The sequence below is a fragment of the Streptomyces sp. 11-1-2 genome (genome assembly GCF_003595545.1).
Classification (GTDB): domain Bacteria; phylum Actinomycetota; class Actinomycetes; order Streptomycetales; family Streptomycetaceae; genus Streptomyces; species Streptomyces hygroscopicus_B.
On sequence record NZ_CP022545.1, the window covers coordinates 9,618,142 to 9,638,823 of the forward strand.

The 20,682-nt window shown below is 72.0% G+C and carries 21 protein-coding genes; 10 read left to right on the plus strand and 11 right to left on the minus strand.

Translation table 11 applies throughout. The annotated features are described in order from the left end of the window. Window positions 1-14 precede the first annotated feature (14 nt). Window positions 15-572, plus strand: a complete 558-nt coding sequence (def, locus tag CGL27_RS41440; RefSeq protein WP_078639263.1) for a peptide deformylase — start codon at window positions 15-17, stop codon at window positions 570-572. A gap of 47 nt (window positions 573-619) precedes the next feature. On the opposite strand, the gene CGL27_RS41445 is transcribed toward def, so the two are convergent. Beyond that, complete coding sequence (locus CGL27_RS41445) at window positions 620-1,276, minus strand: TetR family transcriptional regulator (RefSeq protein WP_078639262.1); 657 nt, start codon at window positions 1,274-1,276, stop codon at window positions 620-622. A 193-nt stretch (window positions 1,277-1,469) separates the two neighbouring features. On the opposite strand from CGL27_RS41445, the gene CGL27_RS41450 reads away from it, so the two are divergent. Beyond that, the gene (locus CGL27_RS41450; protein ID WP_119992621.1) at window positions 1,470-2,696 is read left to right on the plus strand and encodes an acyl-CoA dehydrogenase family protein; all 1,227 of its coding nucleotides are present in this window, start codon (window positions 1,470-1,472) and stop codon (window positions 2,694-2,696) included. 189 nt (window positions 2,697-2,885) lie between these two features. Here the strand turns inward: CGL27_RS41450 and uppS are convergent, their stop codons facing one another. The 5 genes from uppS to CGL27_RS41475 form a co-directional block, all read right to left on the minus strand. Then, window positions 2,886-3,704, minus strand: a complete 819-nt coding sequence (gene uppS / locus CGL27_RS41455; RefSeq protein ID WP_078639260.1) for a polyprenyl diphosphate synthase — start codon at window positions 3,702-3,704, stop codon at window positions 2,886-2,888. A gap of 104 nt (window positions 3,705-3,808) precedes the next feature. Further along, window positions 3,809-4,621, minus strand: a complete 813-nt coding sequence (locus CGL27_RS41460; protein WP_119992622.1) for an SAM-dependent methyltransferase — start codon at window positions 4,619-4,621, stop codon at window positions 3,809-3,811. A 65-nt stretch (window positions 4,622-4,686) separates the two neighbouring features. Continuing rightward, the gene (locus CGL27_RS41465; RefSeq protein WP_119992623.1) at window positions 4,687-5,289 is read right to left on the minus strand and encodes a hypothetical protein; all 603 of its coding nucleotides are present in this window, start codon (window positions 5,287-5,289) and stop codon (window positions 4,687-4,689) included. A gap of 172 nt (window positions 5,290-5,461) precedes the next feature. Further along, complete coding sequence (locus CGL27_RS41470) at window positions 5,462-5,701, minus strand: DUF397 domain-containing protein (protein WP_014056733.1); 240 nt, start codon at window positions 5,699-5,701, stop codon at window positions 5,462-5,464. Between the two features lies 1 nt (window position 5,702). Then, window positions 5,703-6,569: a helix-turn-helix transcriptional regulator gene (locus tag CGL27_RS41475; RefSeq protein WP_119992624.1), complete on the minus strand. Its 867-nt coding sequence runs from the start codon at window positions 6,567-6,569 to the stop codon at window positions 5,703-5,705. 278 nt (window positions 6,570-6,847) lie between these two features. Here CGL27_RS41475 and CGL27_RS41480 point away from each other — a divergent pair, with 278 nt between their 5' ends. After that, window positions 6,848-8,251: a hypothetical protein gene (locus CGL27_RS41480; protein WP_119992625.1), complete on the plus strand. Its 1,404-nt coding sequence runs from the start codon at window positions 6,848-6,850 to the stop codon at window positions 8,249-8,251. A 115-nt stretch (window positions 8,252-8,366) separates the two neighbouring features. Here CGL27_RS41480 and CGL27_RS41485 read toward each other — a convergent pair whose 3' ends face one another. After that, complete coding sequence (locus tag CGL27_RS41485; RefSeq protein ID WP_346345768.1) at window positions 8,367-9,191, minus strand: SDR family oxidoreductase; 825 nt, start codon at window positions 9,189-9,191, stop codon at window positions 8,367-8,369. A 601-nt stretch (window positions 9,192-9,792) separates the two neighbouring features. Between CGL27_RS41485 and CGL27_RS41490 the strand changes: the two genes are divergently transcribed. Both CGL27_RS41490 and CGL27_RS41495 read left to right on the plus strand, forming a co-directional pair. Then, window positions 9,793-10,218, plus strand: a complete 426-nt coding sequence (locus CGL27_RS41490; protein ID WP_240450821.1) for an ATP-binding protein — start codon at window positions 9,793-9,795, stop codon at window positions 10,216-10,218. Continuing rightward, complete coding sequence (locus CGL27_RS41495) at window positions 10,215-10,727, plus strand: hypothetical protein (protein ID WP_119992628.1); 513 nt, start codon at window positions 10,215-10,217, stop codon at window positions 10,725-10,727. Before CGL27_RS41490 ends, CGL27_RS41495 begins: the two co-directional genes overlap by 4 nt. A 294-nt stretch (window positions 10,728-11,021) precedes the next feature. Here the strand turns inward: CGL27_RS41495 and CGL27_RS41500 are convergent, their stop codons facing one another. Next, window positions 11,022-11,894, minus strand: a complete 873-nt coding sequence (locus CGL27_RS41500; protein WP_119992629.1) for an NAD(P)H-binding protein — start codon at window positions 11,892-11,894, stop codon at window positions 11,022-11,024. Further along, window positions 11,887-12,309, minus strand: coding sequence for a nuclear transport factor 2 family protein (locus tag CGL27_RS41505; RefSeq protein ID WP_119992630.1), 423 nt, complete (start codon window positions 12,307-12,309; stop codon window positions 11,887-11,889). The genes CGL27_RS41500 and CGL27_RS41505 overlap by 8 nt, the downstream gene beginning before the upstream one ends. Before the next feature lie 115 nt (window positions 12,310-12,424). On the opposite strand from CGL27_RS41505, the gene CGL27_RS41510 reads away from it, so the two are divergent. The 4 genes from CGL27_RS41510 to CGL27_RS41525 all read left to right on the plus strand — a co-directional run bounded on the left by CGL27_RS41510 (window position 12,425) and on the right by CGL27_RS41525 (window position 17,466). After that, complete coding sequence (locus tag CGL27_RS41510; RefSeq protein ID WP_119992631.1) at window positions 12,425-13,036, plus strand: TetR/AcrR family transcriptional regulator; 612 nt, start codon at window positions 12,425-12,427, stop codon at window positions 13,034-13,036. A 197-nt stretch (window positions 13,037-13,233) separates the two neighbouring features. After that, window positions 13,234-14,088 (plus strand): caspase family protein, encoded by an 855-nt coding sequence (locus tag CGL27_RS41515; RefSeq protein ID WP_119992632.1) that lies wholly within the window; start codon window positions 13,234-13,236, stop codon window positions 14,086-14,088. Window positions 14,089-14,186: 98 nt separating this feature from the next. Continuing rightward, window positions 14,187-16,295, plus strand: coding sequence for a SpoIIE family protein phosphatase (locus CGL27_RS41520; RefSeq protein WP_119992633.1), 2,109 nt, complete (start codon window positions 14,187-14,189; stop codon window positions 16,293-16,295). A 46-nt stretch (window positions 16,296-16,341) separates the two neighbouring features. Beyond that, a complete protein-coding gene (locus CGL27_RS41525) occupies window positions 16,342-17,466 on the plus strand; it encodes an asparaginase (protein ID WP_119992634.1) in 1,125 nt (374 codons plus the stop codon). Here the strand turns inward: CGL27_RS41525 and CGL27_RS41530 are convergent. Both CGL27_RS41530 and ligD read right to left on the minus strand, forming a co-directional pair. Next, window positions 17,463-18,458: a helix-turn-helix domain-containing protein gene (locus tag CGL27_RS41530; protein WP_119992635.1), complete on the minus strand. Its 996-nt coding sequence runs from the start codon at window positions 18,456-18,458 to the stop codon at window positions 17,463-17,465. The two genes, CGL27_RS41525 and CGL27_RS41530, sit on opposite strands and share 4 nt — an antisense overlap. A 33-nt stretch (window positions 18,459-18,491) precedes the next feature. Beyond that, window positions 18,492-19,496, minus strand: coding sequence for a non-homologous end-joining DNA ligase (ligD, locus tag CGL27_RS41535; protein ID WP_078639246.1), 1,005 nt, complete (start codon window positions 19,494-19,496; stop codon window positions 18,492-18,494). 78 nt (window positions 19,497-19,574) lie between these two features. Here ligD and CGL27_RS41540 point away from each other — a divergent pair, with 78 nt between their 5' ends. Next, window positions 19,575-20,651, plus strand: coding sequence for an ATP-dependent DNA ligase (locus CGL27_RS41540; protein WP_119992636.1), 1,077 nt, complete (start codon window positions 19,575-19,577; stop codon window positions 20,649-20,651). Window positions 20,652-20,682: the final 31 nt, after the last annotated feature.

The following is a 20,682-nucleotide window of genomic DNA, read 5'->3' on the forward strand; positions in this document are numbered from 1 at the left end:
TAGGCTTGGCTGCCATGCGACATGGCGTGATACCGGGCAGCCGCGGAGCGGTGCGGCCCATGCGGTTCCTCGGCGATCCGGGGCTGCGCGCGCCGTGCGCGGAGGTCACGGCGTTCGACGCCGAGCTCGCCCTGCTGATCGAGGACATGTACGCCACGATGTACGCGGCGCACGGGGTGGGCCTCGCCGCCAATCAGATCGGTGTGGGGCTGCGGGTCTTCGTCTTCGACTGCCCGGACGACGAGGACCACCGCCATCTGGGGCATGTCGTCAACCCCCGGCTGGCCGCGGCCGACGGGGTGACGGTGCGTGGGGCGGAGGGCTGTCTGTCGCTGCCGGGCATCGAGGCGGGCACCTCGCGCTACGACCGTGCGGTGATCGAGGGCGTGACGATGACCGGGGAGCCGGTGCGGATCGAGGGCACGGGCTTCTTCGCGCGCTGTCTGCAGCACGAGTGCGACCACCTGGACGGCGGGCTGTTCCTCGACCGGCTCTCCGGGCTGCGGCGGCGCAGGGTGCTGCGGGCGGTCCGCCGGGCGTCCTGGGCGGCGTCGGCCGGCGCCGGGGCGTAGGGCCGCCCCGGCGGGAGCGCGGCGGGGGCGAGCGGAGGCCGGGGGGCTCAGAAGCCCGGTGCGCCGACCCGGTCGTCCGCCAGCGACAGCCGTCCCCACAGCAGATCGGTGAGATGGTGCACCAACTGGCCGCGTGCGCACGGGCGGTCGCGCAGCCACCAGTCACCGGCCGCGTGCATCATGCCGACGATCCCGTGGCCCCAGACCCGGGCCACCTCGTCGCCGCCGGGTCCCAGATCCAGCCGCTCGGCGATCACGGTGGCGAGCTCCTCGCCGAGCCTGCGCAGCAGCGGGGCGGAGTGGTGGCCGACGTCGAAGCCCTGCTCGGGCTCCTGCTGGCCGTGGTCGGCCGGGTGCATCAGGAAGCGGTACACCTGGGGCCGCGCCTCGATCGCCGCCAGATAGGTGTCCAGCGTGGCCTCCACGCGGTGCCGGCGGTCCTCGGCGGGTGCGTCCAGAGCCGCGCGCAGCGAGGCGAGCAGGGCGTCGGTGTGGCGCTTGGCGAGCGCGCGGTACAGGCCGCCCTTGTCGCCGAAGTGGCGGTAGAGAATGGGCTTGGTGATGCCCGCTTCGGCGGCGATGGCGTTCATCGAGGCTTCTGGTCCGTCGCGCAGCACCACCCGGTCCGCGGCCTCCAGCAGCTCCTTGCGCCGTTGCTGGGCCGTCGTCCGCTGGTCGTCCCGCTGGCTGGTCCCGGTCCGCATGCGTTGCCTCCCCGCCCCCGATGTCGTACTCGCGCCCTTCGCGCCTCGCGTTTCCCGGCGCGATCGCGCTCCGCGCTCTGCGCAACGTAACACCCGCGGGGGCCGCGGGGCCCGCGTGCCCGGGGGAGTTGACATCGTCTACTGGGCGGTAACAGACTGCGGTTACCGCAGGTAATAAGCACGTGGAGGGGTCATGGCGGAGTTCTCGTTCGAGCTCGACGACGATCAGAAGGCGGTGCGCGACTGGATCCACGGCTTCGCCGCGGACGTCATGCGCCCGGCAGCCGCCGAATGGGACGAGCGTGAGGAGACCCCCTGGCCGATTATCCAGGAGGCCGCCAAGATCGGCCTGTACTCCCTGGACTTCTACGCCCAGCAGTACTTCGACCCCACCGGCCTCGGCATCCCCATGACCATGGAGGAGCTGTTCTGGGGCGACGCGGGCATCGCGCTGTCCATCGTCGGCACCGGCCTCGCCGCCGTCGGCGTCCTCGCCAACGGCACCGAGGAGCAGATCGGCACCTGGATCCCGCAGATGTACGGCGACGCGGACGACGTGAAGGTGGCCGCCTTCTGCTCCTCCGAGCCCGACGCGGGCTCCGACGTCGGCTCGATGCGCACCCGCGCCGTCTACGACGAGGCCAAGGACGAATGGGTCCTCAACGGCACCAAGACGTGGGCCACCAACGGCGGTATCGCCAATGTCCATGTGGTGGTCGCCGTCGTCGACCCCGAAGTCGGCTCCAAGGGCCACGCGTCGTTCATCATCCCGCCGGGCACCCCCGGTCTGTCCCAGGGCCAGAAGTTCAAGAAGCACGGCATCCGCGCCTCGCACACCGCCGAGGTGGTCCTCGACCAGGTGCGGGTGCCCGGCAGCTGCCTGCTCGGGGGCAAGGAGAAGCTGGACGAACGCCTCGCGCGCGCCCGGGAGAAGGCCAAGGCGGGCGGGGAGCGGCTGAAGAACGCCGCCATGGCCACCTTCGAGGCGTCCCGCCCGGCCGTCGGCGCCATGGCGGTCGGCACCGCCCGCGCCGCGTACGAGGTCGCGCTCGACTACGCCAAGACCCGGCAGCAGTTCGGCCGCCCCATCATCGACAATCAGGGCGTCGCCTTCCAGCTCGCCGACATGCGCACGCGGATCGACGCCGCGCGGCTGATGGTGTGGCGCGCCTCGTGGATGGCCGTGACCGGCAAGCCCTTCGACTCGGCCGAGGGCTCCATGTCCAAGCTGTTCGCCAGCGAGACCGCCAAGCAGGTCACCGCCCAGGCGGTGCAGATCCTCGGCGGCAACGGCTTCACCCGCGACTACCCGGTCGAGCGGATGCACCGCGACGCCGCGATTTATACGATCTTCGAGGGCACCAGCGAGATCCAGCGCCTGGTCATCGCCCGCACCCTCTCCGGCGTCCAGATCCGCTAAGCGCTCCGCTGGACGTGTCGCGATGCGTCGTCGGCCGACTGCGGCGCCGCCGTGGCTGGTCCCACGCGGCGGAGCCGCACATCGACACAGCCGCGGCGGAGCCGCACATCGACACAGCCCCGCGCCCCTTGGGGGCGCTGCCCGAACCGTAGCGGACCTCCTCTGACCTGCTGAGGAGCGGCGGGCGCGTCAGACGGGGCCGACGCCCGCGCCGAAGCGGCGTTTACGGGTCGCGAAGGCGGCCAGCAGCGCGCGGAGCTCTTCACCGGTGAAGTCGGGCCACAGGGTGTCCACGAAGAAGAGCTCCGCGTAGGCCGCCCGCCAGAGCATGAAGTTGGAGATGCGCTGCTCCCCGGAGGTGCGCACCAGCATGTCGATGTCCGGCAGATCGGCATGCGGCAGATGGCGGGTGAACAGGGCCTCGTCGATGAGCCCGGGGTCCAGCGCGCCGTCCGCCGAGGCGCGGGCCAGGCAGGTGGCGACGTGGGCGATCTCCTCCCGGCCGCCGTGGTTGAAGCAGAAGGCCAGCGTCATCGTGCGGTTGTCGCACGTATCGGCCTCGGCGCGGCGCAGCGCGGCCAGCGTGGCCCGGGGGAGCCGGGCCTCCGAGCCCAGCCAGCGCAGCCGCACCCCCCGCTCGCCGTAGCCCCGGAAGACGTCCGCGAGCTGGGCGGTGAGCCGCATCAGGGCGGCCACCTCACCGCGCGGACGGTTCCAGTTCTCGGTGGAGAAGAAGAACAGCGACAGATGTTCGATGCCCTCTTCCAGGGCCGTGTCCACCACCCGCGGCAGCGCCAGCACCCCCGCCTGATGGCCCCGGGTGCGGGAGAGGCCGCGCAGGGCGGCCCAGCGGCCGTTGCCGTCCATGATGATGGCCAGATGCCGTGGCCGCCCGGGTGACTCGTCCTGGGGGCCGCGGCGTTGCCGTACGACGGCGGGCGCACCGGCGATCGACGCCCGCAGCAGCCGCTTGACGGAGGGCACTCTCCAGGCTCCGACCTCGAACACCCACGCGTCCCTCCGCCTAGCTTCCCGGCGCCGTGTCTGACGACGCGACAGGGGCGGGGGTTACCTCCCCGGTGGCCGAACCATTCGTTTGGTCGTCACGGCCGTCACCGCTTGCGGGCCACGCCCCCGTGGACATCGGTGGTCTCGATGTCCGTCTCGGAGGGACCCGGCCGCCACAGCGGACACGACACGATACCGGGCTCGATCAGCTCCAGACCCTCGTAGAAGCGGCTGATCTGCGCCACGCTGCGCAGCACGTACGGAACGGCGCCGGTGTCGTCGTAGCCCTGCTGTGCCTCCTTGAGCGCCTGGTCGGTGTCGGTGCTGTCGTAGTGCACGAAGTAGCTGCCGGACGGTAAGGCGTCCTGCAGCCGCCGCACGACCGACACCGCCTCGTCGTAGTTCTGGATGTGGCCGAGGATGCCCATCAGCATCAGGGCGATGGGCCGGTCGAAGTCGAGCGTCTTCGCCGCGGCCTCCAGGATCCGCTCGGGCTCGTGCAGATCGGCGTCGATGTAGTCGGTCACTCCCTCCCGGGTGCTGGTGAGCAGCGCCTGGGCGTGCCGGAGCACCAGGGGGTCGTTGTCCACGTAGACGATGCGGGCCTCGGGCGCCACCCGCTGGGCGACCTGGTGGGTGTTGTCGTAGGTGGGCAGCCCGGTGCCGATGTCCAGGAACTGCCGGATCCCGCACTCGCCCGCCACATGGGTGACGGTGCGGATGAGGTACGCGCGCGAGGCCCGGGCCATGGTCTCGATGTTCGGGGCGACCTCCCGGTACTCGTCACCGGCGATCCGGTCGATCTCGTAGTTGTCCTTGCCGCCCATCCAGTAGTTCCAGATCCGGGCCGAATGCGGCACCGTGGTGTCGATCTTGTTCAGGGCCTGCTGGTCCGGGGTGGACGAGCGGTCGGTCATAGAGCCATCTCCTGCCGTGCGTGTGCGGTTCGCGGGGCACCAACGTAAGCCCGGTGCCGGGGAGTTCAGCGACGCTGGGCGTGGAGCGGCACGGGGGAGCGGATGCGCGGGAGGGGCCGGGCGAACGAGGACACCGGCTCGGGCGCCGCCTCGCCGCGGCCCGGATCCGGATCCGGGCCGCCGCCGGAGGCCGGCTGCTCCTCGATGGTGAGCACCGGGGCGTGCTCGGCGAGAGTGGAGAAGGCATGGTCATAGCCGGTCACCGCGGCGCCGATCTCCGCGAGGGCCGCCGCCGAGGCGCCGCGCGCGGCCAGCCGGTCCTCCAGCACCGGTACCGGGGCCGTCACATGGACGAAGGCGCCGTGGCGCTCGGCCACCGCGTCGGCGAAGTCGAACGCCTGAATCCAGGTCACCCGGGAGTGGCCACGGCGCAGCGGCCCGTAGACGAGCTCGCCGACCAGCCCGGCGTCGACCGCGAGCGCCCCGTCGTGCAGGAGGAGTTCGCGGTACGGCCGGACCGGGTCGACATGCGGGAGGTCGGGGGAGGCGCGGGTGACGGTGTAGCCGTGCCGGCGGGCGAGCCCGGCCAGCAGCGCGTCCCTGCCGACCCCGTCGCAGCCCTCGACGATCAGTGTGCGGTGCTGTGCCACCGCATGGTCGAGGTTCATTTCCGGCATCCTGTCGGTCCCATAGCTCTCAGCTCTGCGAGGGGGACGACGCCGCCGCCCGCCACGGCGTCTTCAGTGTGCGTGGCGGGACGGCGGGGGCGGGAGTGCGGTGCGGGGTTGTGCGGTTGTGCGGGCGTAGTGGTTTTCGAGGGGTCGCCCGTGCGTGGCCCTTCTACGCGATGAGGAAGTCCGCTTCGCCGGACTTCGCCGCCTCCAGGAAGGATGCCACCTCCGAGCGGGTGTAGATCAGCGCGGGTCCGGCCGGGTCGGTGGACTGGCGCAGCGCGACCCGCCCGTCCGGCAGCCGCTTGGCCTCGATGCAGGTGCCGCCGTTGGACCCGCTCCAGGGCTTCTCCCAGCCCTCCGTGCCCAGGTCCGTGGCCGGCATTCCGCTGTAGACGGGGTCGTGCATCTCAGTGCTCCTTACGCAGTTCGGCCAGGATGGTGCTGGAGTCGCCGATCCGCTCGGCCTGGACCGCCATCCGGTCCAGGACCTCGAGATAGGCGACGACTTCGGCCGGCTTGTCCACATAGACCGCCCCGGTGAGGCTCTCGGTGTAGACGACGTCCGGCAGTTCGGAGAATCCGAAGCGGAAGTAGTGGAAGGGGCCGAAGGCCCCGGGGTGCGGCCCCGCCGCGAACCGCATGATCTGCAGCCTGACCTTGGGAATATCCAAGGTGTCGATCAAGTGGTCGATCTGGTCGCGCATCACCTGCGAGCCGCCCACGGGGCGGCGCAGCACCGTTTCGTCGAGGATGGCCCAGATGGTCGGCGCGTCCGCCTTGGTGAGCAGGTCCTGGCGCTGGACGCGCAGGGCGATCCGGCGCTCCAGCTCCTCCTCGGTGTCCCGAGGGAAGCCCATGCGCAATACCGCTCGGGCGTAGTCCTCAGTCTGGAGCAGCCCGGGGACGTAGTGGGGCTCGTACGCGCGAATGACGGTGGCTTCACTCTCCAGGCTGACGTAAGCACTGAACCAGTCCGGAAGAACATCGCGGAACTGATGCCACCAGCCGGGCTGGTTGGCCTCCCGTGCCAGAGCGAGGAAGTCCTCCATCTCCGGACCGCGGACGCCGTAGTTCCGCAGCAGCTCCTTGAGATACGGAATCTTGAGACCGACTTCCGCCTTTTCCATCCTGCGCACGGTCAACGGGGTGACCTCGATGGCTTTCGCGGCCTCCTCGAACGACACCTTCGCCCGCTCGCGCAGATGCCGCAGACGCTTGCCGAGGACTCTGCGCAAGACGGTGGGGGCGGCGCCGGCCGGCCGTGCCTCGCTCACGTCCCGCCTCCCGGAGGAATGGCTGTCATATGCCTGCACAGTGTGCCACGCGATGGATGACACTGACAGAGCGAGTCGATCGGTTTGAAATTATCAGAACGAAGGTTGCGGGGTGACGGCTTCACCACGCATAGTGAGCACGTGACCCATCTCACCCTCTCTGGCGAGGGCTCCCAACCACCCATGTCCACAACGTCGTTGAGGTGCTTGGCCAACCGGTCGGCGCCGCGCGATGGGGAACCCGCAGACCGCCGTGGCTCGAAACAGGGACGGTCACGGTGACGCATCACGCACAGCCGGTAAGCGGGCGCCAAGGCGTCGTGGTCAACGTCGGGTTGGCCGCGGCTCTGAAGGAATCCGGGTGCTCCTACGCCTCATTGGCCCTGCGGGTCAATGAACTGGGCCGTAGGCAGGGGCGCGAGTCGAATTACGACAAGGCGTCCGTCACCCGCTGGCTGCAAGGCGGACAGCCGCGTGGCACCACGCCGGAGCTGATCGCCGCCGTGCTCTCCCACCGGATCGGCAGGCCCGTGGCCCCCGCCGAGCTGGGGTTCATCTCCGACCGACAGCGCCCGGTCGTGGCCCGCGCGCTGGCCTACCGGGAGGACGTAGCAGAAACCTTGCACACGCTCGCCGAACTCGGCTCCACCGACATATCCCGCCGCAGCCTGCTGGGTGCGGTGCCCTTCGTCGCCGGCGCACTGGTGACCCCGCAGCGCGAATGGCTGCTGTGGCTGGTCGAAAACCAGGACACCGCCCGGCTCGCACCCGCGGCCGAAGGCGGCCGCGTCGAACAGGTCCATGCGGCGATCAACATGTTCGACGAGATGGACAATCGCTTCGGCGGCGGCCAGGTCCGCGCCAGCATCGTGCTCTATCTGTCGACCGAGGTCGTCCCCATGCTCCAGCAGCGCGGCGCGCCCCCTCAGGAGCGGCGCCAGCTCTTCACCGCCGCCGCCAAGCTGGCCGCGATGGCCGGCTGGAGCAGCTATGACAACGCCGAATACGGCTTGGCCCAGCGCTATATGACCCAGGCGCTGCGGCTGTGCGCCGAGGGCGGCGACCGGGTCCTGGGCGGTCAGATCCTGGCCGGCCTGTCCCATCTGGCGACCAACCTGGGCCAGCCCGAGGCGGGGGTCGAGTTGGCCCGGGTCGGTGTCGCCACAGCCAAGCACGCCGGAAGCCCGCTCGGGCTGATGCGGTTGCACGCCATGGCCGCCCGGGGCTACGCCGCCCTGGACCAGCCCCGGGAGGCGTCCAAGTCGCTGCGCGCGGCCGACGCCCAACTGGAGGCCAGCCAGGGCCCCGAGCAGGAATCGCCCTGGGTGCGCTTCCTCGACCACCACTATCTGGCGGCCGAGGCGGCCCTGTGCTTCCGCGACCTGGGCAACGCCGCCGAGGCCGAGCACGCCGCCGCCGAATCCGTGCGCGCCAACGCCGACCGGCGCCGGCGCCAGGCCATCAGCAGATCCGTGCTGGCGACGTCCTACCTCCAGCAGAACCGGCTGGACGAGGCCGTCGGCACCGCGGGCGAGGCGCTGGACACGCTCAGCGGGGTGCACAGCGAGCGCTCGATCCAGGCGCTGCGCGACTTCCGCACCCGGCTGCGGCCGCACCGCGGGGAGCCCATGGTCCGGGAGTTCGAGCAGCGCTCCCGGACGGTGCTCGGCGTGGCCGCCTGAGGCTCCGGGCCCCGGGGTTTCGCCCCGCCTGGTGCCTCGGCGAAGTCTCCGGCCGCTCCGTGTGAGCGGCCGGAGACGTGTCCGGAGCGCCTCCGCTCGGGGGAGCGCCGGGGGGTCAGTACCCTCCCGGCGTGGGGGCGTTCTGGGCTCGGTCGACGGGCAGATGCGCACCGGAGACCCCGCTCGCGGCGTCCGAGAGCAGAAACGCCACGACCTGGGCGACCTCCCGCGGGGTGACCAGTTCACCGCGTGGCAGCTCGGCCGTGAACCGGGCGTATGCCTCGGGCTCTTCGGTGCGCATCCGGTCCCACCGCTTCCCGGGGATCAGCATGGACCCCGGGGAGACGGCGTTCACCCGGATCCCGTCCGGGCCCAGCTCACGGGCGAGCGAGGCCGCGAGATGGATCTGGGCGGCCTTGGCCGCCCCGTACTGCGCCGGGGGCCCCGGCTTCCAGCCGGAGATGGAGGCGATCACCACCACGGAGCCGCCGCCCGCGCGGCGCAGATGCGGCACCGCGGCCTTCACCAGCCGTGCCGTATGACCCACGTTCATCTCCCAGGTCAGCGACCAGTCCTGGGGGTCGGCGTCCTCGATGCCGCGGCCACGGGCGCCACCGGCGCAGGCCACCACGCCGTCCAGCCCGCTGAAACGTATCCCCGCCGCCTCGACGAATTCCTCCAGCAACCCCGGCTCGGTGACGTCCAGCGCACGGGTGAACAACTCCCCGTTGCCCTCGGCGCTCAGGGACGCCGCGAGGGACCGCAGATCCTCCGGTGTCCGCGCACACGTGGCCAATCGCGCCCCGCCGGCGGCCAGTAGCCGTACGATCTGTTCACCCAGCCCCCGGGAGCCCCCGGTCACCAGGACCCGTTTGGCGTCCACACCGGACCGTTGACCCGGGCCGAGCCGCCCCTCGCGGCCGTCGCTCACGCTTGCCACGTCCGGACCGTACAGCCCGAACCACTACGCCCGTACAACCGGACAACCCCCATGCCCTCTCGCCCACCGGCCGGTCCAACCGTTTGTCTACATGAACGGCGACCGACGGCGCCTCGCGCTGCCTTCGAAGGAGGAACCATGCCGGTATCCGGCACTCACCGCGACCGGGCCGTCTCCGTCCGTGGCAGCTGGTCCAGGCGGGTCCGGTGGGGTGTGCGCACCGCCTGTCACCAGCTCAGATGCCAGGCAGTCGGTCGCCAGAATGCGCTTACCCGCTCACCGGAGCATCAATCACCCCATGAGCCCGTATGCCACCACAGCCCACAGACCGATGAGGAGCGTGAGGACCGACACCGTGAGCCGATCCTTTCCAGGACTGTCGCACAGGCCGGCGTCGGCCGATGAGGAGAGCGAGACGATGGGCGCGAGCCATGGCATCGCGGTCTCCGCGGACCGCCCGCGAACCGATCCGGTTGCCGGGTCGCGAACCGATCCGCTTACCGGGCCTCGAACCGATCCGGTTACCTCGCCGGGAGCCGATCCGGTTACCGGGCCGGCCGCCGCGGCGATCCCTGTCCCCCGCGCTGGAGGGGAGAGGACGGTGATCCCGCTGGACACCCGCCGGCTCTTCCGGGCGGAGTTCCCCGCCCTTCCCGACCGCGCCGCCGCCGTACGCCGGATGGTCGCCGGGCATCTGCGCGACTGGCGGCTCGGCGCGATCGTGGACCATGTCGTCCTCGCCACCAACGAACTGTTCGCCAACGCCGTGGAGCACGGCAGCTCCGGCCCCGCCGACACCGTCACCATCACCGTCTCGCTGGAACGCTTCGGCCGTGAGCTGCGCGTGGAGGTGGCCGACGGCTCGCCCGTGATCCCGGTCGCCCGCAAACCGGAGCCGACCGAGGAGTCCGGACGAGGGCTGGCCATCGTCGAGGACCTGGCACTCGACTGGGGCACCGAGCCGCCCGACCCCGGAGCCCGGGGGAAGAAGGTGTGGTTCACCCTGCCGCTGGTGGCCACCTCATGAACGCGGGGGCGCGCGGTGACCGCCGGATGCGGGTCACCGTGGAGACCGACGCGGCCGAATGGCTGCTGGCCGCGAGCGATGACCCCGGGCGGGTGCGGCTGCAATGGGCCAGCGGCACCGGCCTCGCCGATCTGCCGGTGGGCCCCGTCTTCGACCTGGTGCGGATGTGCGACGACATCGGCACCGCGGTGATCCAGGCGCTGCGGCGGCGCGACGCGGCGGGGCCGGTGATGCTCGCCACCGCCAGCCATGTGCTGTCCTTCCTCGTGCCGCCCGGATCGGCGGCCGAGTGGAAGGGCTGGCTGGCCGGGACGGCGTACGCCCGCCGCCGCGCGGTGGCCGCGGCGGGGCCCGGCCGGGTGCTGCGCTGCCCCAGGCCCGGCTGTGTCCGGCAGGGCCATGTCTGGCTGATCCGGCCCGGCGGCCCGCTCACCGACAGCCGTGCCCTGCGCGCCGCCCTGGAGGAGGCCATCGACCGGCCCGGCCTCCCGGATGTGCTGTTCCGCTGACCCTTGTCGGTAGGCCCTGGCCCCTGTCGCATCGGCATCGGACGCCGCGGGGCGCGACGTCCGATGCCAGAGCCCCTCCCAGCGGTGGCCGGGAGCGCCCTGCCAGGCGTCACGGGCCCGTGAAGATCCTCCCGGGCCGGGCCTGAGCAGATCGGCGGAAGTCTGCCGCGGTTCGAAAGGCGCCCTGAAGGGGCGCGGGGCCGTACCGATGTGCGGCTCCGCCGCGGGGGCGCGATCAGCCACGACGGTGCCGCGGACGATCGACGGCAGCTCAGCGCACTTCCGGCGGAGCGCTCAGGCGGCGGGCGCCGGGGCGAAGGCGGCGCGGTGCGCCTCGGCGAAGGCGCGGAAGGAGCGGGGAGCGCGCCCCGTGACCCGCTGGACGGTGTCGGTCGTCCGGTCCTCCGCGCCGTGCCGGATGTCCTCGTCGAGCCCGGCGAGCACCGCGGTGAACTCCGGCGGGATCCCTATCGCCTTCAGCCTCTCCCGCAACTCCCCGGTCTCCACCGCGACATGGCGGGCCGGCCGCCCGGAGACCTCTGTCACGATGCGCGCCGCCTCCGCGTAGCCGAGCGCCTCGGGACCGGTGATGACGTGGTCCGTATTGTGCGGGCGGTCGTCCAGCAGGGCCCGGGTGGCAACCGCGGCGATATCCGTCGCGTCGACGAAGGCCACCTTGCCGTCCCCGGTGGCGGTGACGATCTCGCCGTCGCCGCGGATGGCGTGGGCCACCGCATGGTCACCGGTGAAGTTCTGCATGAACCACGAGGGCCGCAGCACCACCCACTCCGGAACGGTCTCCTTCACCAGCGTGTGCAGCGCGCCGAGGCCCGTGGGCGCTTCGGGGACCGCGGAGGAGCTCAGCAGCACCACCCGCCGTACGCCCTGGGCGACAGCGGTGTTCAGGAACGGCTCGACCACGGGCCGCGGCTCGGCCACCCCCAGGGGCGAGACGAGATAGATCCGCTCCACGCCGTCCAGCGCCGCCGCATGGCCGGCCGGGTCGTGCCAGTCGAACCGGACGGCCTCGCCCGCCTCGGCCACTGCCGCGGACTCGGGCCGCCGGGTGGCGGCCAGCGCCCGCGCGCCCTGCGCGCGCACCATCCGCAGCACCTTGGAACCGGTGTTCCCGGTGGCGCCGAGGACCAGAACGGTCGGTTCAGCCATTGGTCCGGTCCTCCTCGGCGCCGAAGCTGACCTCGCTGAGCATCAGCGGGTTCCAGTAGTCGCGGTACGAGGCGATCTCGCCGTCCCGGACGGTGATGACGGCGATGTACGAGGGGCGGAGCGGGCGGCCGGACGAGACGGCCACGGCGTCCATCGAGAACTCCACGATCAGCACCTCGGGGTCCTCGGTGCGGTGGATGACCTGATGCGCGACGGCGCGCAGATCGATGTGGTCGGCGTAGTCCCGCACGTATTCGCGCACGGCCTCACGCCCTTCCAGCAGACGCGGCCGGCTGGCCGGGGCGAAGGGGAACTCCATGGTGCCGTCGACGGCCCACAGGTTCGCGAATCCCATCATGTCGTGGTCGAGCAGCAGTTCCTTCGCCCGCTCGAACACCTTGATGCGGTCGTCCATGACGCACTTCCTTCTCACAGGGGAATGTCACAACCAATGGACGGAACGGTACCGTCCCGTCCGCACATCATAGAACGAGACGGTACCGTCCTGTCCATCTGTTAACCTTGACGCCATGTCGGACACCAACCGGCGCCCCCCGAGCGGCGCCGCCACCCTGCGCGCGGACAAGACCGCCGCCATCGCCGAGGCCGTCCTGGACGAGCTCGCGGAGCACGGATACGGCCGGCTGTCGATGGAGGCCGTGGCCAAACGGGCCGGGGTGGGCAAGAGCGCCCTGTACCGGCGGTGGCCTTCCAGGCAGCGGATGGTCATCGCGGTCGTGTCGGAGCTGAGCGTCGCCCTGGTCGAGGAGCCCGACACCGGATCCCTGCGCGGCGATGTGCTGGCCGCGCTTCACACGGTCGCCGACTGGCTCACCCATCCGCGGTTCTCGCGGATCCTGCCGGACCTGATCGCCGAGGCGCAGCGGGACGAGGAGCTGTTCCAGGCCCTGGCCCGCTGCATCGGCGAGCCGCGGCGCGCCCGCGCCATCGGCATGCTGGACCGGGCGACCGAGCGCGGTGAGCTGCCGCGGGACCTCGACCGCGAGCTGGCGCTCGATCTGCTCGGCGGGCTGGTCTACTGGCGCGTCTCGGCCCGTGGGGCGGCCCTGGAGCCCGGCTACTTCGAGCGCGCCGCCGATATGGCGCTGCGGGCCCTGGGCGCCCGGCCGCGCGGGGAGTGACGGCCGGGGCGGGGCCGTAGGGCGTCCCAGTGGGGCCTCCGCTGCGAAGTCGCTCGTTGTCCGGGCGTCGCGTCTTCTCCGGCGGGGCTCCTCCTCCGGATGGGCCGGAGAACGGGCATGGAGGTGCGCGGCCCCGCATCATCGCTTAGTGACGAGCGGTGGTGAGCCGCCGCGCGTCCTCGACCCTAGGAGCCCCCATGTCAACCGGCCTCTCCGTCCATATCGGACTCAATCAGGTCGACCCCGCCGCGTACGACGGCTGGAGCGGTGAGCTGGGCGCCTGCGAGCAGGACGCCGTGGACATGGCCGGGATCGCCGACGCCGCGGGGTTCGATGTGACCGACCCGCTGCTGAGCCCGGCGGCCACCGCGGAGACGGTCACCGCCACCCTGGAGGCCGCGGCCGGGCGGCTGGCCGAGGGGGACATCCTCTTTCTCACCTACTCGGGCCACGGCGGTCAGGTGCCCGACCTCAACCACGACGAGACCGGGGACCGCCTCGACGAGACCTGGGTGCTCCACGACCGGCAGCTCGTCGACGACGAGCTCTTCGAGCTGTTCGGGAAGTTCGCCAAGGGGGTGCGGATCTGGCTGCTCTCCGACAGCTGCCACAGCGGCACCGTGGCCCGGCGGCTGCCCGAGACGCTCAGCGCCCAGGAGCTCGACCGGCGCTTCAGCACCGCCGACCCGGCGGAGGTCGGCCGCAGGATCCGGGTCATGCCCCAGTCGGTGCAGTCCGCCGTCTACCGGCGCGACCGCGACGCCTACGACCGCATCCAGAACACCCGCACCGCCAAGGACCTCGCCAAAATCGACGCCAGCGTGCTGCAGATCTCCGGCTGCCAGGACAACCAGACCTCCGCCGACGGGATCGTCAACGGCCTGTTCACCGCCGCCCTGCTGAAGGTCTGGCGGGGCGGTGCCTTCGCGGGCAGCTACCGCGGACTGCACCGGGAGATCGTCAAGCGGATGCCGCCCGACCAGACGCCCCACCTCTTCCAGGCGGGTGTGCCGAACTCCGCATTCGCCCGGCAGCGGCCCTTCACCATCTGAACCGGGATCTGTAGCGTGCCCGCGTCATACCCGTGTGCGGCGGCCCGCCGAGCGAGGTATGACAGTAGGAGGGCACGGCGAGCCGGTGAGGTGCCGGTATGACCACGCATGACCGTGTTGACCAGGAGGACGAGGCGGGTATCGGCAGCATGGCGACCGCCCCGGGAGGAGTGCTCGATCTGCTGCGGGTCGCTGCCGTGGCGCTGGATGTCGAGGGGCGGATCGCCCTGTGGAGCCCGGAGGCTGAACAACTGTTCGGTTACCGCGCGGCCGAGGCGCTGGGGCGCCGCGCGGACAAGCTGCTGGTCCACCCGAAGGACCGGCGGGCGGCCGTGGAGCTCTTCGCGCGCGTCCGGGCGGGCGACACCTGGGCCGGGGTCTTCCCGGTCCGCCGCCTGGACGGCTCCACCCTGAAGGTGGAGTTCCGCACCATGGGCCTGCGCGACGCCCACGGCGAGGGCTACGCGCTCGGGCTGGCCGCCGACGAGGGGACCGTACGGCGGCTGGAGACCGATCTGGCGGTATCCGGCTTCCTGGTCAAACAGTCGCCGGTGGGGCTCGCGGTGTTCGACACCGAGCTGCGCTGGCTGCGCGCCAACCCGGCCCTGCAGCAGATGAACTCCGTCACCGAGTCCCAGGTGCGCGGCCACCGCGTCGGGGAGGTGCTGCCCGGGCTCGACGTGGAGGCCATCGAGGCCGCGATGCGGCATGTGCTGGAGTCCGGTGAACCGCTGCTGGACCAGCAGAGCATCGGCCGGACCCCGGCCGACCCCGACCATGACCACGCCTGGTCGGAGTCGTACTACCGGCTGGAGGACCCCAGCGGCCGGATCCTGGGCGTCGCCGTCTCCATCATGGACATCTCCCGGCGCCACCGGGAGACCAGCGAGATCGCCGAGGCGCGCGAGCGGCTGGCCGTGATCGCCGACGCGAGCGTCCGCGTCGGCACCACGCTGGATCTGCGGCAGACCGCCCAGGAGCTCGCCGATGTGACCGTGCCCCGGCTCGCCGACCTCGCGGCCGTCGACGTCCTGGACTCCGTGGTGCACCGCGAGGCCACGCCCCGGGTGTGGGCCGACGGCTCCGCCCGCTTCCGGGCGCTCGCCGTCGCCGCCGGCTACCCCACCGACGCCGTCCACGCGGCGGACCCGGTCGGCGAGATCGCCCGCTACGAACCCACCCGGCTGATCACCCAGTGCGTCCGCGAGGCCCGGCCGATCCTGGTGCCGCACGTGACCGAGCAGGACGTACGGCGGATCGCCCGGGACGACGACGCCGCCCGGGTGCTGCTGCGCGAGGGCGTGCACTCGTACATCGCCGCCCCGCTGATCGCCCGCGGCAGTGTGCTCGGCACCCTCAGCCTGCACCGCACCATCAACCCCAGGCCGTTCGACGAGGAGGACCTCACCCTCGCCTGCGAACTGGCCATCCGCGCCGCCCTGTGCATCGACAACGCCCGGCTCTACGCCCGCGAACGCGACGCCGCGCTCACCCTCCAGCGCAGCCTGCTCTCCCAGCAGCCGCGCGACCTGGACGGCCTGGAGATCGCCTCCCGGTATCTGCCCGCGGTCAGCGCCGCCGGCGGCGACTGGTTCGATGTGCTGCCCCTCCCGGACGGCCGGGTCGGGCTGGTGGTCGGCGACGTCATGGGCAAGGGCATCCACGCCGCCGCGATCATGGGCCAGCTCCGCACCGCCACCCGGGCCTTCTCCCGGCTCGATCTGCCCCCGGCCCAGGTGCTGGGCCATCTCGACGAGATCACGCCCAGTCTGGGGGAGTCCATCGCCACCTGCCTCTACGCGGTCTGCGATCCGCGCACCGGGCGGTGCGAGATGTCCACCGCCGGGCATCTGCCGCCGGTGCTGGTGCAGCCCGGCGGCGACGCCGAGCTGATCGACATCCCCACCGGCGCGCCACTGGGCGTCGGAGGCGTCCCCTTCGTCTCGGTGGAGCGGGAGCTGGCCGAGGGGGCGCTGCTGGCCCTGTTCACCGACGGCCTGGTGGAAAAGCGCCATCAGTCCCTCGACGTCGGACTGCACACCCTGGTCCAGCTGCTGCGCCGCCACCAGGGCCCGCTGGAGCGGATCTGCGACCAGGTGCTGGCCGCGCTGCACGGGGCGCCGGACGACGATGTGGCCCTGCTGCTGGCCCGGCTGCGCCGCCCTCGCCTGTCGGAGACCTCCGTGGTTACCGTGGAAGGTGGCTGAAGAAGGGCCGACATATCACCCACCCCATCGATGAAACGACGTCCCGATGGCTCAGTTCGCCCGCCGCTTCACCGTAGTGACCGCTCTGGTGGCCGTCGCCCTGGGGACCACGGCCTCCCTCGCCGGTGCCGCGGAGCCGCACCCCAGGCCCACCCCCAAGGTCGCGGTCATCGGCACCGGAGGCACCATCGCGGGCGTCAGCAAGTCCAAGGTGTCCTTCGACGACTACGAGGCGGGCAAGCTCCGGGTGTCCCGGCTGGTCAACGACCTCAGGCCCGAGGTGAACCGGATCGCCGACGTGACCACCCAGCAGTTCGGCAACAAGGACTCCAACAACTACACGATCCCCGAGTACCGCCGGCTCACCGCCGCCGTCGACCACGCCCTGAAGTTCAACGACGGGGTCGTGGTCACCACCGGCACCGACACCATGGAGGAGTTCGCGTACTGGCTGGACCTGACCGTCCGCAGCGACAAGCCCGTGGTGCTCACCGGCTCCATGCGGCCCTGGACGGTGATCGGCTCCGACGCCCCGGCCAACCTCTACAACGCGATCCACCTCGCCGCCAGCGGGCGCACCACCTGCTTCGGCGCCGTGGTGATGCTCAACGACCAGATTCACGCCGCCCGCGAGGTGCGCAAGTCCGACACCCTGCGGCTGAACGCGTTCAGCAGCGGCAGCAGCGGAGAACTCGGCGTCATCGACCAGAACCACATCCGCGTCAACCGCGCGCCGGCCCGCGTCGAGCAGTGCGGCAAGCCCGCCTGGAAGACCCCGTTCGACCTCGACCGGATCGCCCGGCGGCCACTGCCCAAGGTCGACATCGCCTACAGCTACCAGGGCGCCGGACCCCAGGCCATCAAGGCGTTCGCCGACGCCGGGGCGGCCGGGATCGTCACCGCGGGCACCGGGGCGGGCGGCCTCTCCCCGGCCATGACCGAGGCCAGGGACGACGCCGTCAAGAACGGGGTGGTCATGGTCTCCGCCTCGCGCACCGGCTCCGGCGCGGTCTACGACCCCGATGTCCACGGCGTCATCGGCGCCCAGGACCTGACCCCGCAGAAGGCCCGGCTGCTGCTGCTTCTCTCGCTCGCCACCACCCACAACGAGCATCGGATCCAGACGTGGTTCCACACCCTGGGCACCGGCCAGTTCACGGCCCGTCGTTAGGGGGCGGCGGCGCCGCCCCGGAAGGTGGCGCGGTAGGCGCTCGGTGACACCCCGAGGGCGGTGTGCAGACGCTGCCGCAGCGACGCGGCGGTGCCGAAGCCCGCGTCCGCCGCGATCCGGTCCACCGGCAGATCGGTCTCCTCCAGTAGCTGCCGGGCACGTTCGAGGCGCCGCTGGGTCAGCCACTGCACCGGGGTCATCCCCACCTCCTCGCGGAACCGCCGGGAGAAGGTCCGTACGCTCATCGACTCCCGCTCGGCCAGCTCCCGCAGGGTCGGCGGACGGTCGAGCCGGGTCAGCGCCCAGGCGCGGGCCGCGCCGGTGGAGCCGCCGCGCCGCTCCGGCACCGGCCGCCGGATGAATTGCGCCTGGCCGCCGTCGCGATGCGGGGCCACCACCGAGCCGCGGGCGACCTCGCCCGCCACCGCCGTACCGTGGTCGCGGCGGATCATATGCAGGATCAGATCGATACCGGCGGCGTCCCCGGCCGAGGTCAGCACCTCGCCCTCGTCCGCGTAGAGGACGTCCGGGTCGAGCGCGACGGCCGGGAACAGTTCCCGGAACCGGTCGGCCTCCTGCCAGTGGGTCGTCGCCCGGCGGCCGTCCAGCAGCCCGGCGGCCGCCAGCACGAACGCCCCCGTGCAGATCGAGGCGATCCGGGCGCCGGGGCGGATCCGGGCGAAGGCGCCGGTGAGCGGGGCGCCCAGGCGGCCCTCGGCCTGTGGCTCGTCCGGTTCGTTGGCGGCCGGGACGAGCACGGTGTCGGCCTCGGCCAGCGCGTCCGGGCCATGGGCGACACGCATCGTGACGTCGGAGTCGGTGCGCACCTCACCGGGGACGAGCGCGCAGGTCACCACCTCGTACAGCGGCTCACCGGCGGCCGATACGGCCCGGCCGAACAGCCGGTGCGCCATGCCCAGCTCGAACGGCAGCAGCCCGTGGCGCACCAGCACCGCCACCCGATGGCGGCCGGGGTGAGCGAAGACGGACATGGCGCGATTCTCGCAGACGGGCGGATCCGGCCATCACTTCTTGGCCCGGCTCGGCTGCACCCGCTTCGGCTCGCCCGCCATCTTCGGATGATCCGGCGGATAGGGAAGGTCGCCGAGCCCGTGCTCCCGCTCGTCCCGCGTGGCCAGCTCCAGCGCGGACTCCAGGCGGAAGGCGTGCTCGTCCATGTCCGCGTGCACATCGCCCAGCTCGCGGTAGCGCACCGGCATGGTGGCCAGGTCGAAGTCGCGCGGCCGGGCGTCGGGGACCTCGTCCCAGCGCAGCGGCGCGGAGACCGGCGCATGGGGGCGGGGGCGCACCGAGTAGGCGCTGGCGATGGTGCGGTCCCGGGCGGTCTGGTTGTAGTCCACGAAGATCTTCCGGCCGCGCTCCTCCTTCCACCACTTGGTGGTCACCCGCTCCGGAGCCCGCCGCTCCAGCTCCCGCGCGATCGCGATCGCGGACCGCCGCACCTGGGTGAAGGTCCACTCCGGCGCGATCGGGACGAACACATGCAGCCCCCGGCCGCCCGAGGTCTTGGGCCACCCCCTCAGCCCCAGCCCGTCCAGCACCTCGCGCAGCTCCACAGCGGCCCGTACCGCGTCCTCGTAGTCGGTGCCCGGCTGGGGGTCGAGGTCGATCCGCAGCTCATCGGGGTGTTCGGTGTCCCCGCGCCGCACCGGCCACGGATGGAAGGTCACGCTCCCCAGATTCGCCGCCCACACCACGGCCGCCGTCTCGGTGGGGCAGATCTCGTCCGCGTGCCGCCCGCTGGGGAAGGAGATACGGCCGGTCGGAATCCACTCCGGCAGGTTCTTCGGGGCCCGCTTCTGGAAGAACGACTCCCCGTCGACCCCGTCCGGATAGCGCTCCAGCGTCGTCGGCCGGTCCCGCAGCGCCCGCAGCGCGCCCTCGCCGACCGCCAGGTAGTAGCGGGCGAGGTCCAGCTTGGTGAACCCGCGCTCCGGGAAGTACACCTTGCCGGGGTTGGTCACCCGCACCGTGCGACCGCCGACCGTGAGCTCCACCGACTCTGCCATACGGCCACGCTAGGCCCGCCCGCCCGAGGCCGCCTCCCGGCGGGCGAGCGGCCCGCCACAGGAGCACAATCGGACATCATGGACCTTCCGGTGATGCCTCCCGTCGAGCCGATGCTGGCCAAGGCCGTGGCCACGATCCCGCCCGGGATGCGTTACGAGGGCAAATGGGACGGCTTCCGGGCCATCGTCTTCCGCGACGGGGACGAGATCGAGATCAGCAGCCGCACCACCAAGCCGCTCACCCGCTACTTCCCCGAGCTGGCCGAGGCGCTGCTCGCCAACCTGCCGCCGCGCTGCGTCCTGGACGGCGAGATCGTCATCGTGCGCGGCGGACGGCTGGACTTCGACGCCCTGCTGGAGCGGATCCACCCCGCCGACTCCCGGGTGCGGCTGCTGGCGAAGAACACCCCGGCCGGCTTCGTCGCCTTCGACATTCTCGCGCTCGGCGACGCCTCGTTGCTGGACACCCCGCTGAGCGAGCGCCGCGAGGCGCTGACCGAGGCGCTGCGCGACGCCGCGGACCCGGTGCACCTCGCCCCCTGCACCGACGATCTCGACGTGGCCCGGCAGTGGTTCGAGCAGTACGAGGGGGCGGGGCTCGACGGCATCGTGGCCAAAAGCCCCGACCTGCGCTATCGCCCCGGCGAGCGCGTGATGGTCAAGGTCAAGCACGAGCGCACCGCCGACTGTGTGGTGGCCGGGTACCGCGTCCACAAGTCCGGCCAGGGTGTCGGCTCGCTGCTGCTCGGCCTGTACGACGCCACCGGCCGGCTCCAGCACGTGGGCGTCAGCGCCGCCTTCACCGCACGCCGCCGCCAGGAGCTGATGGCCGAGCTGGAGCCACTGGCCATGGAGACCGTCGAAGGCCATCCCTGGGCCGACTGGGCGCGCGAGGAGGCCCATGCCAAGGGCCGGATGCCGGGCGCGCCCAGCCGCTGGACCGGGGTCAAGGATCTGTCCTGGCTGCCGCTGCGCCCGGAGCGGGTGTGCGAGGTGGCCTACGACCACATGCAGAGCGGCCGCTTCCGGCACACCGCCCGCTTCCGGCGCTGGCGGCCGGACCGGGAGCCCGGGCAGTGCACCTACGAACAACTGGAGGAGCCGGTCTCCTACGATCTGCGCCAAGTGCTGGGGTCGTCCGCCGCGGACGCGTAGCCGCTGCTGCCGTCCCCGCCGCCGTCCGCCA

Coding starts and splice junctions, on each gene's coding strand:
- CGL27_RS41530 (WP_119992635.1), bottom strand. CDS start 18,458: ATGTCCGTCTTCGCTCACCCCGGCCGCCATCGGGTGGCGGTGCTGGTG.
- CGL27_RS41540 (WP_119992636.1), top strand. CDS start 19,575: ATGGACCTTCCGGTGATGCCTCCCGTCGAGCCGATGCTGGCCAAGGCC.
- CGL27_RS41515 (WP_119992632.1), top strand. CDS start 13,234: ATGTCAACCGGCCTCTCCGTCCATATCGGACTCAATCAGGTCGACCCC.
- CGL27_RS41525 (WP_119992634.1), top strand. CDS start 16,342: ATGGCTCAGTTCGCCCGCCGCTTCACCGTAGTGACCGCTCTGGTGGCC.
- CGL27_RS41495 (WP_119992628.1), top strand. CDS start 10,215: ATGAACGCGGGGGCGCGCGGTGACCGCCGGATGCGGGTCACCGTGGAG.
- CGL27_RS41520 (WP_119992633.1), top strand. CDS start 14,187: ATGACCACGCATGACCGTGTTGACCAGGAGGACGAGGCGGGTATCGGC.
- CGL27_RS41505 (WP_119992630.1), bottom strand. CDS start 12,309: ATGGACGACCGCATCAAGGTGTTCGAGCGGGCGAAGGAACTGCTGCTC.
- CGL27_RS41470 (WP_014056733.1), bottom strand. CDS start 5,701: ATGCACGACCCCGTCTACAGCGGAATGCCGGCCACGGACCTGGGCACG.
- def (WP_078639263.1), top strand. CDS start 15: ATGCGACATGGCGTGATACCGGGCAGCCGCGGAGCGGTGCGGCCCATG.
- CGL27_RS41445 (WP_078639262.1), bottom strand. CDS start 1,276: ATGCGGACCGGGACCAGCCAGCGGGACGACCAGCGGACGACGGCCCAG.
- CGL27_RS41500 (WP_119992629.1), bottom strand. CDS start 11,894: ATGGCTGAACCGACCGTTCTGGTCCTCGGCGCCACCGGGAACACCGGT.
- CGL27_RS41510 (WP_119992631.1), top strand. CDS start 12,425: ATGTCGGACACCAACCGGCGCCCCCCGAGCGGCGCCGCCACCCTGCGC.
- ligD (WP_078639246.1), bottom strand. CDS start 19,496: ATGGCAGAGTCGGTGGAGCTCACGGTCGGCGGTCGCACGGTGCGGGTG.
- CGL27_RS41465 (WP_119992623.1), bottom strand. CDS start 5,289: ATGAACCTCGACCATGCGGTGGCACAGCACCGCACACTGATCGTCGAG.
- CGL27_RS41460 (WP_119992622.1), bottom strand. CDS start 4,621: ATGACCGACCGCTCGTCCACCCCGGACCAGCAGGCCCTGAACAAGATC.
- CGL27_RS41450 (WP_119992621.1), top strand. CDS start 1,470: ATGGCGGAGTTCTCGTTCGAGCTCGACGACGATCAGAAGGCGGTGCGC.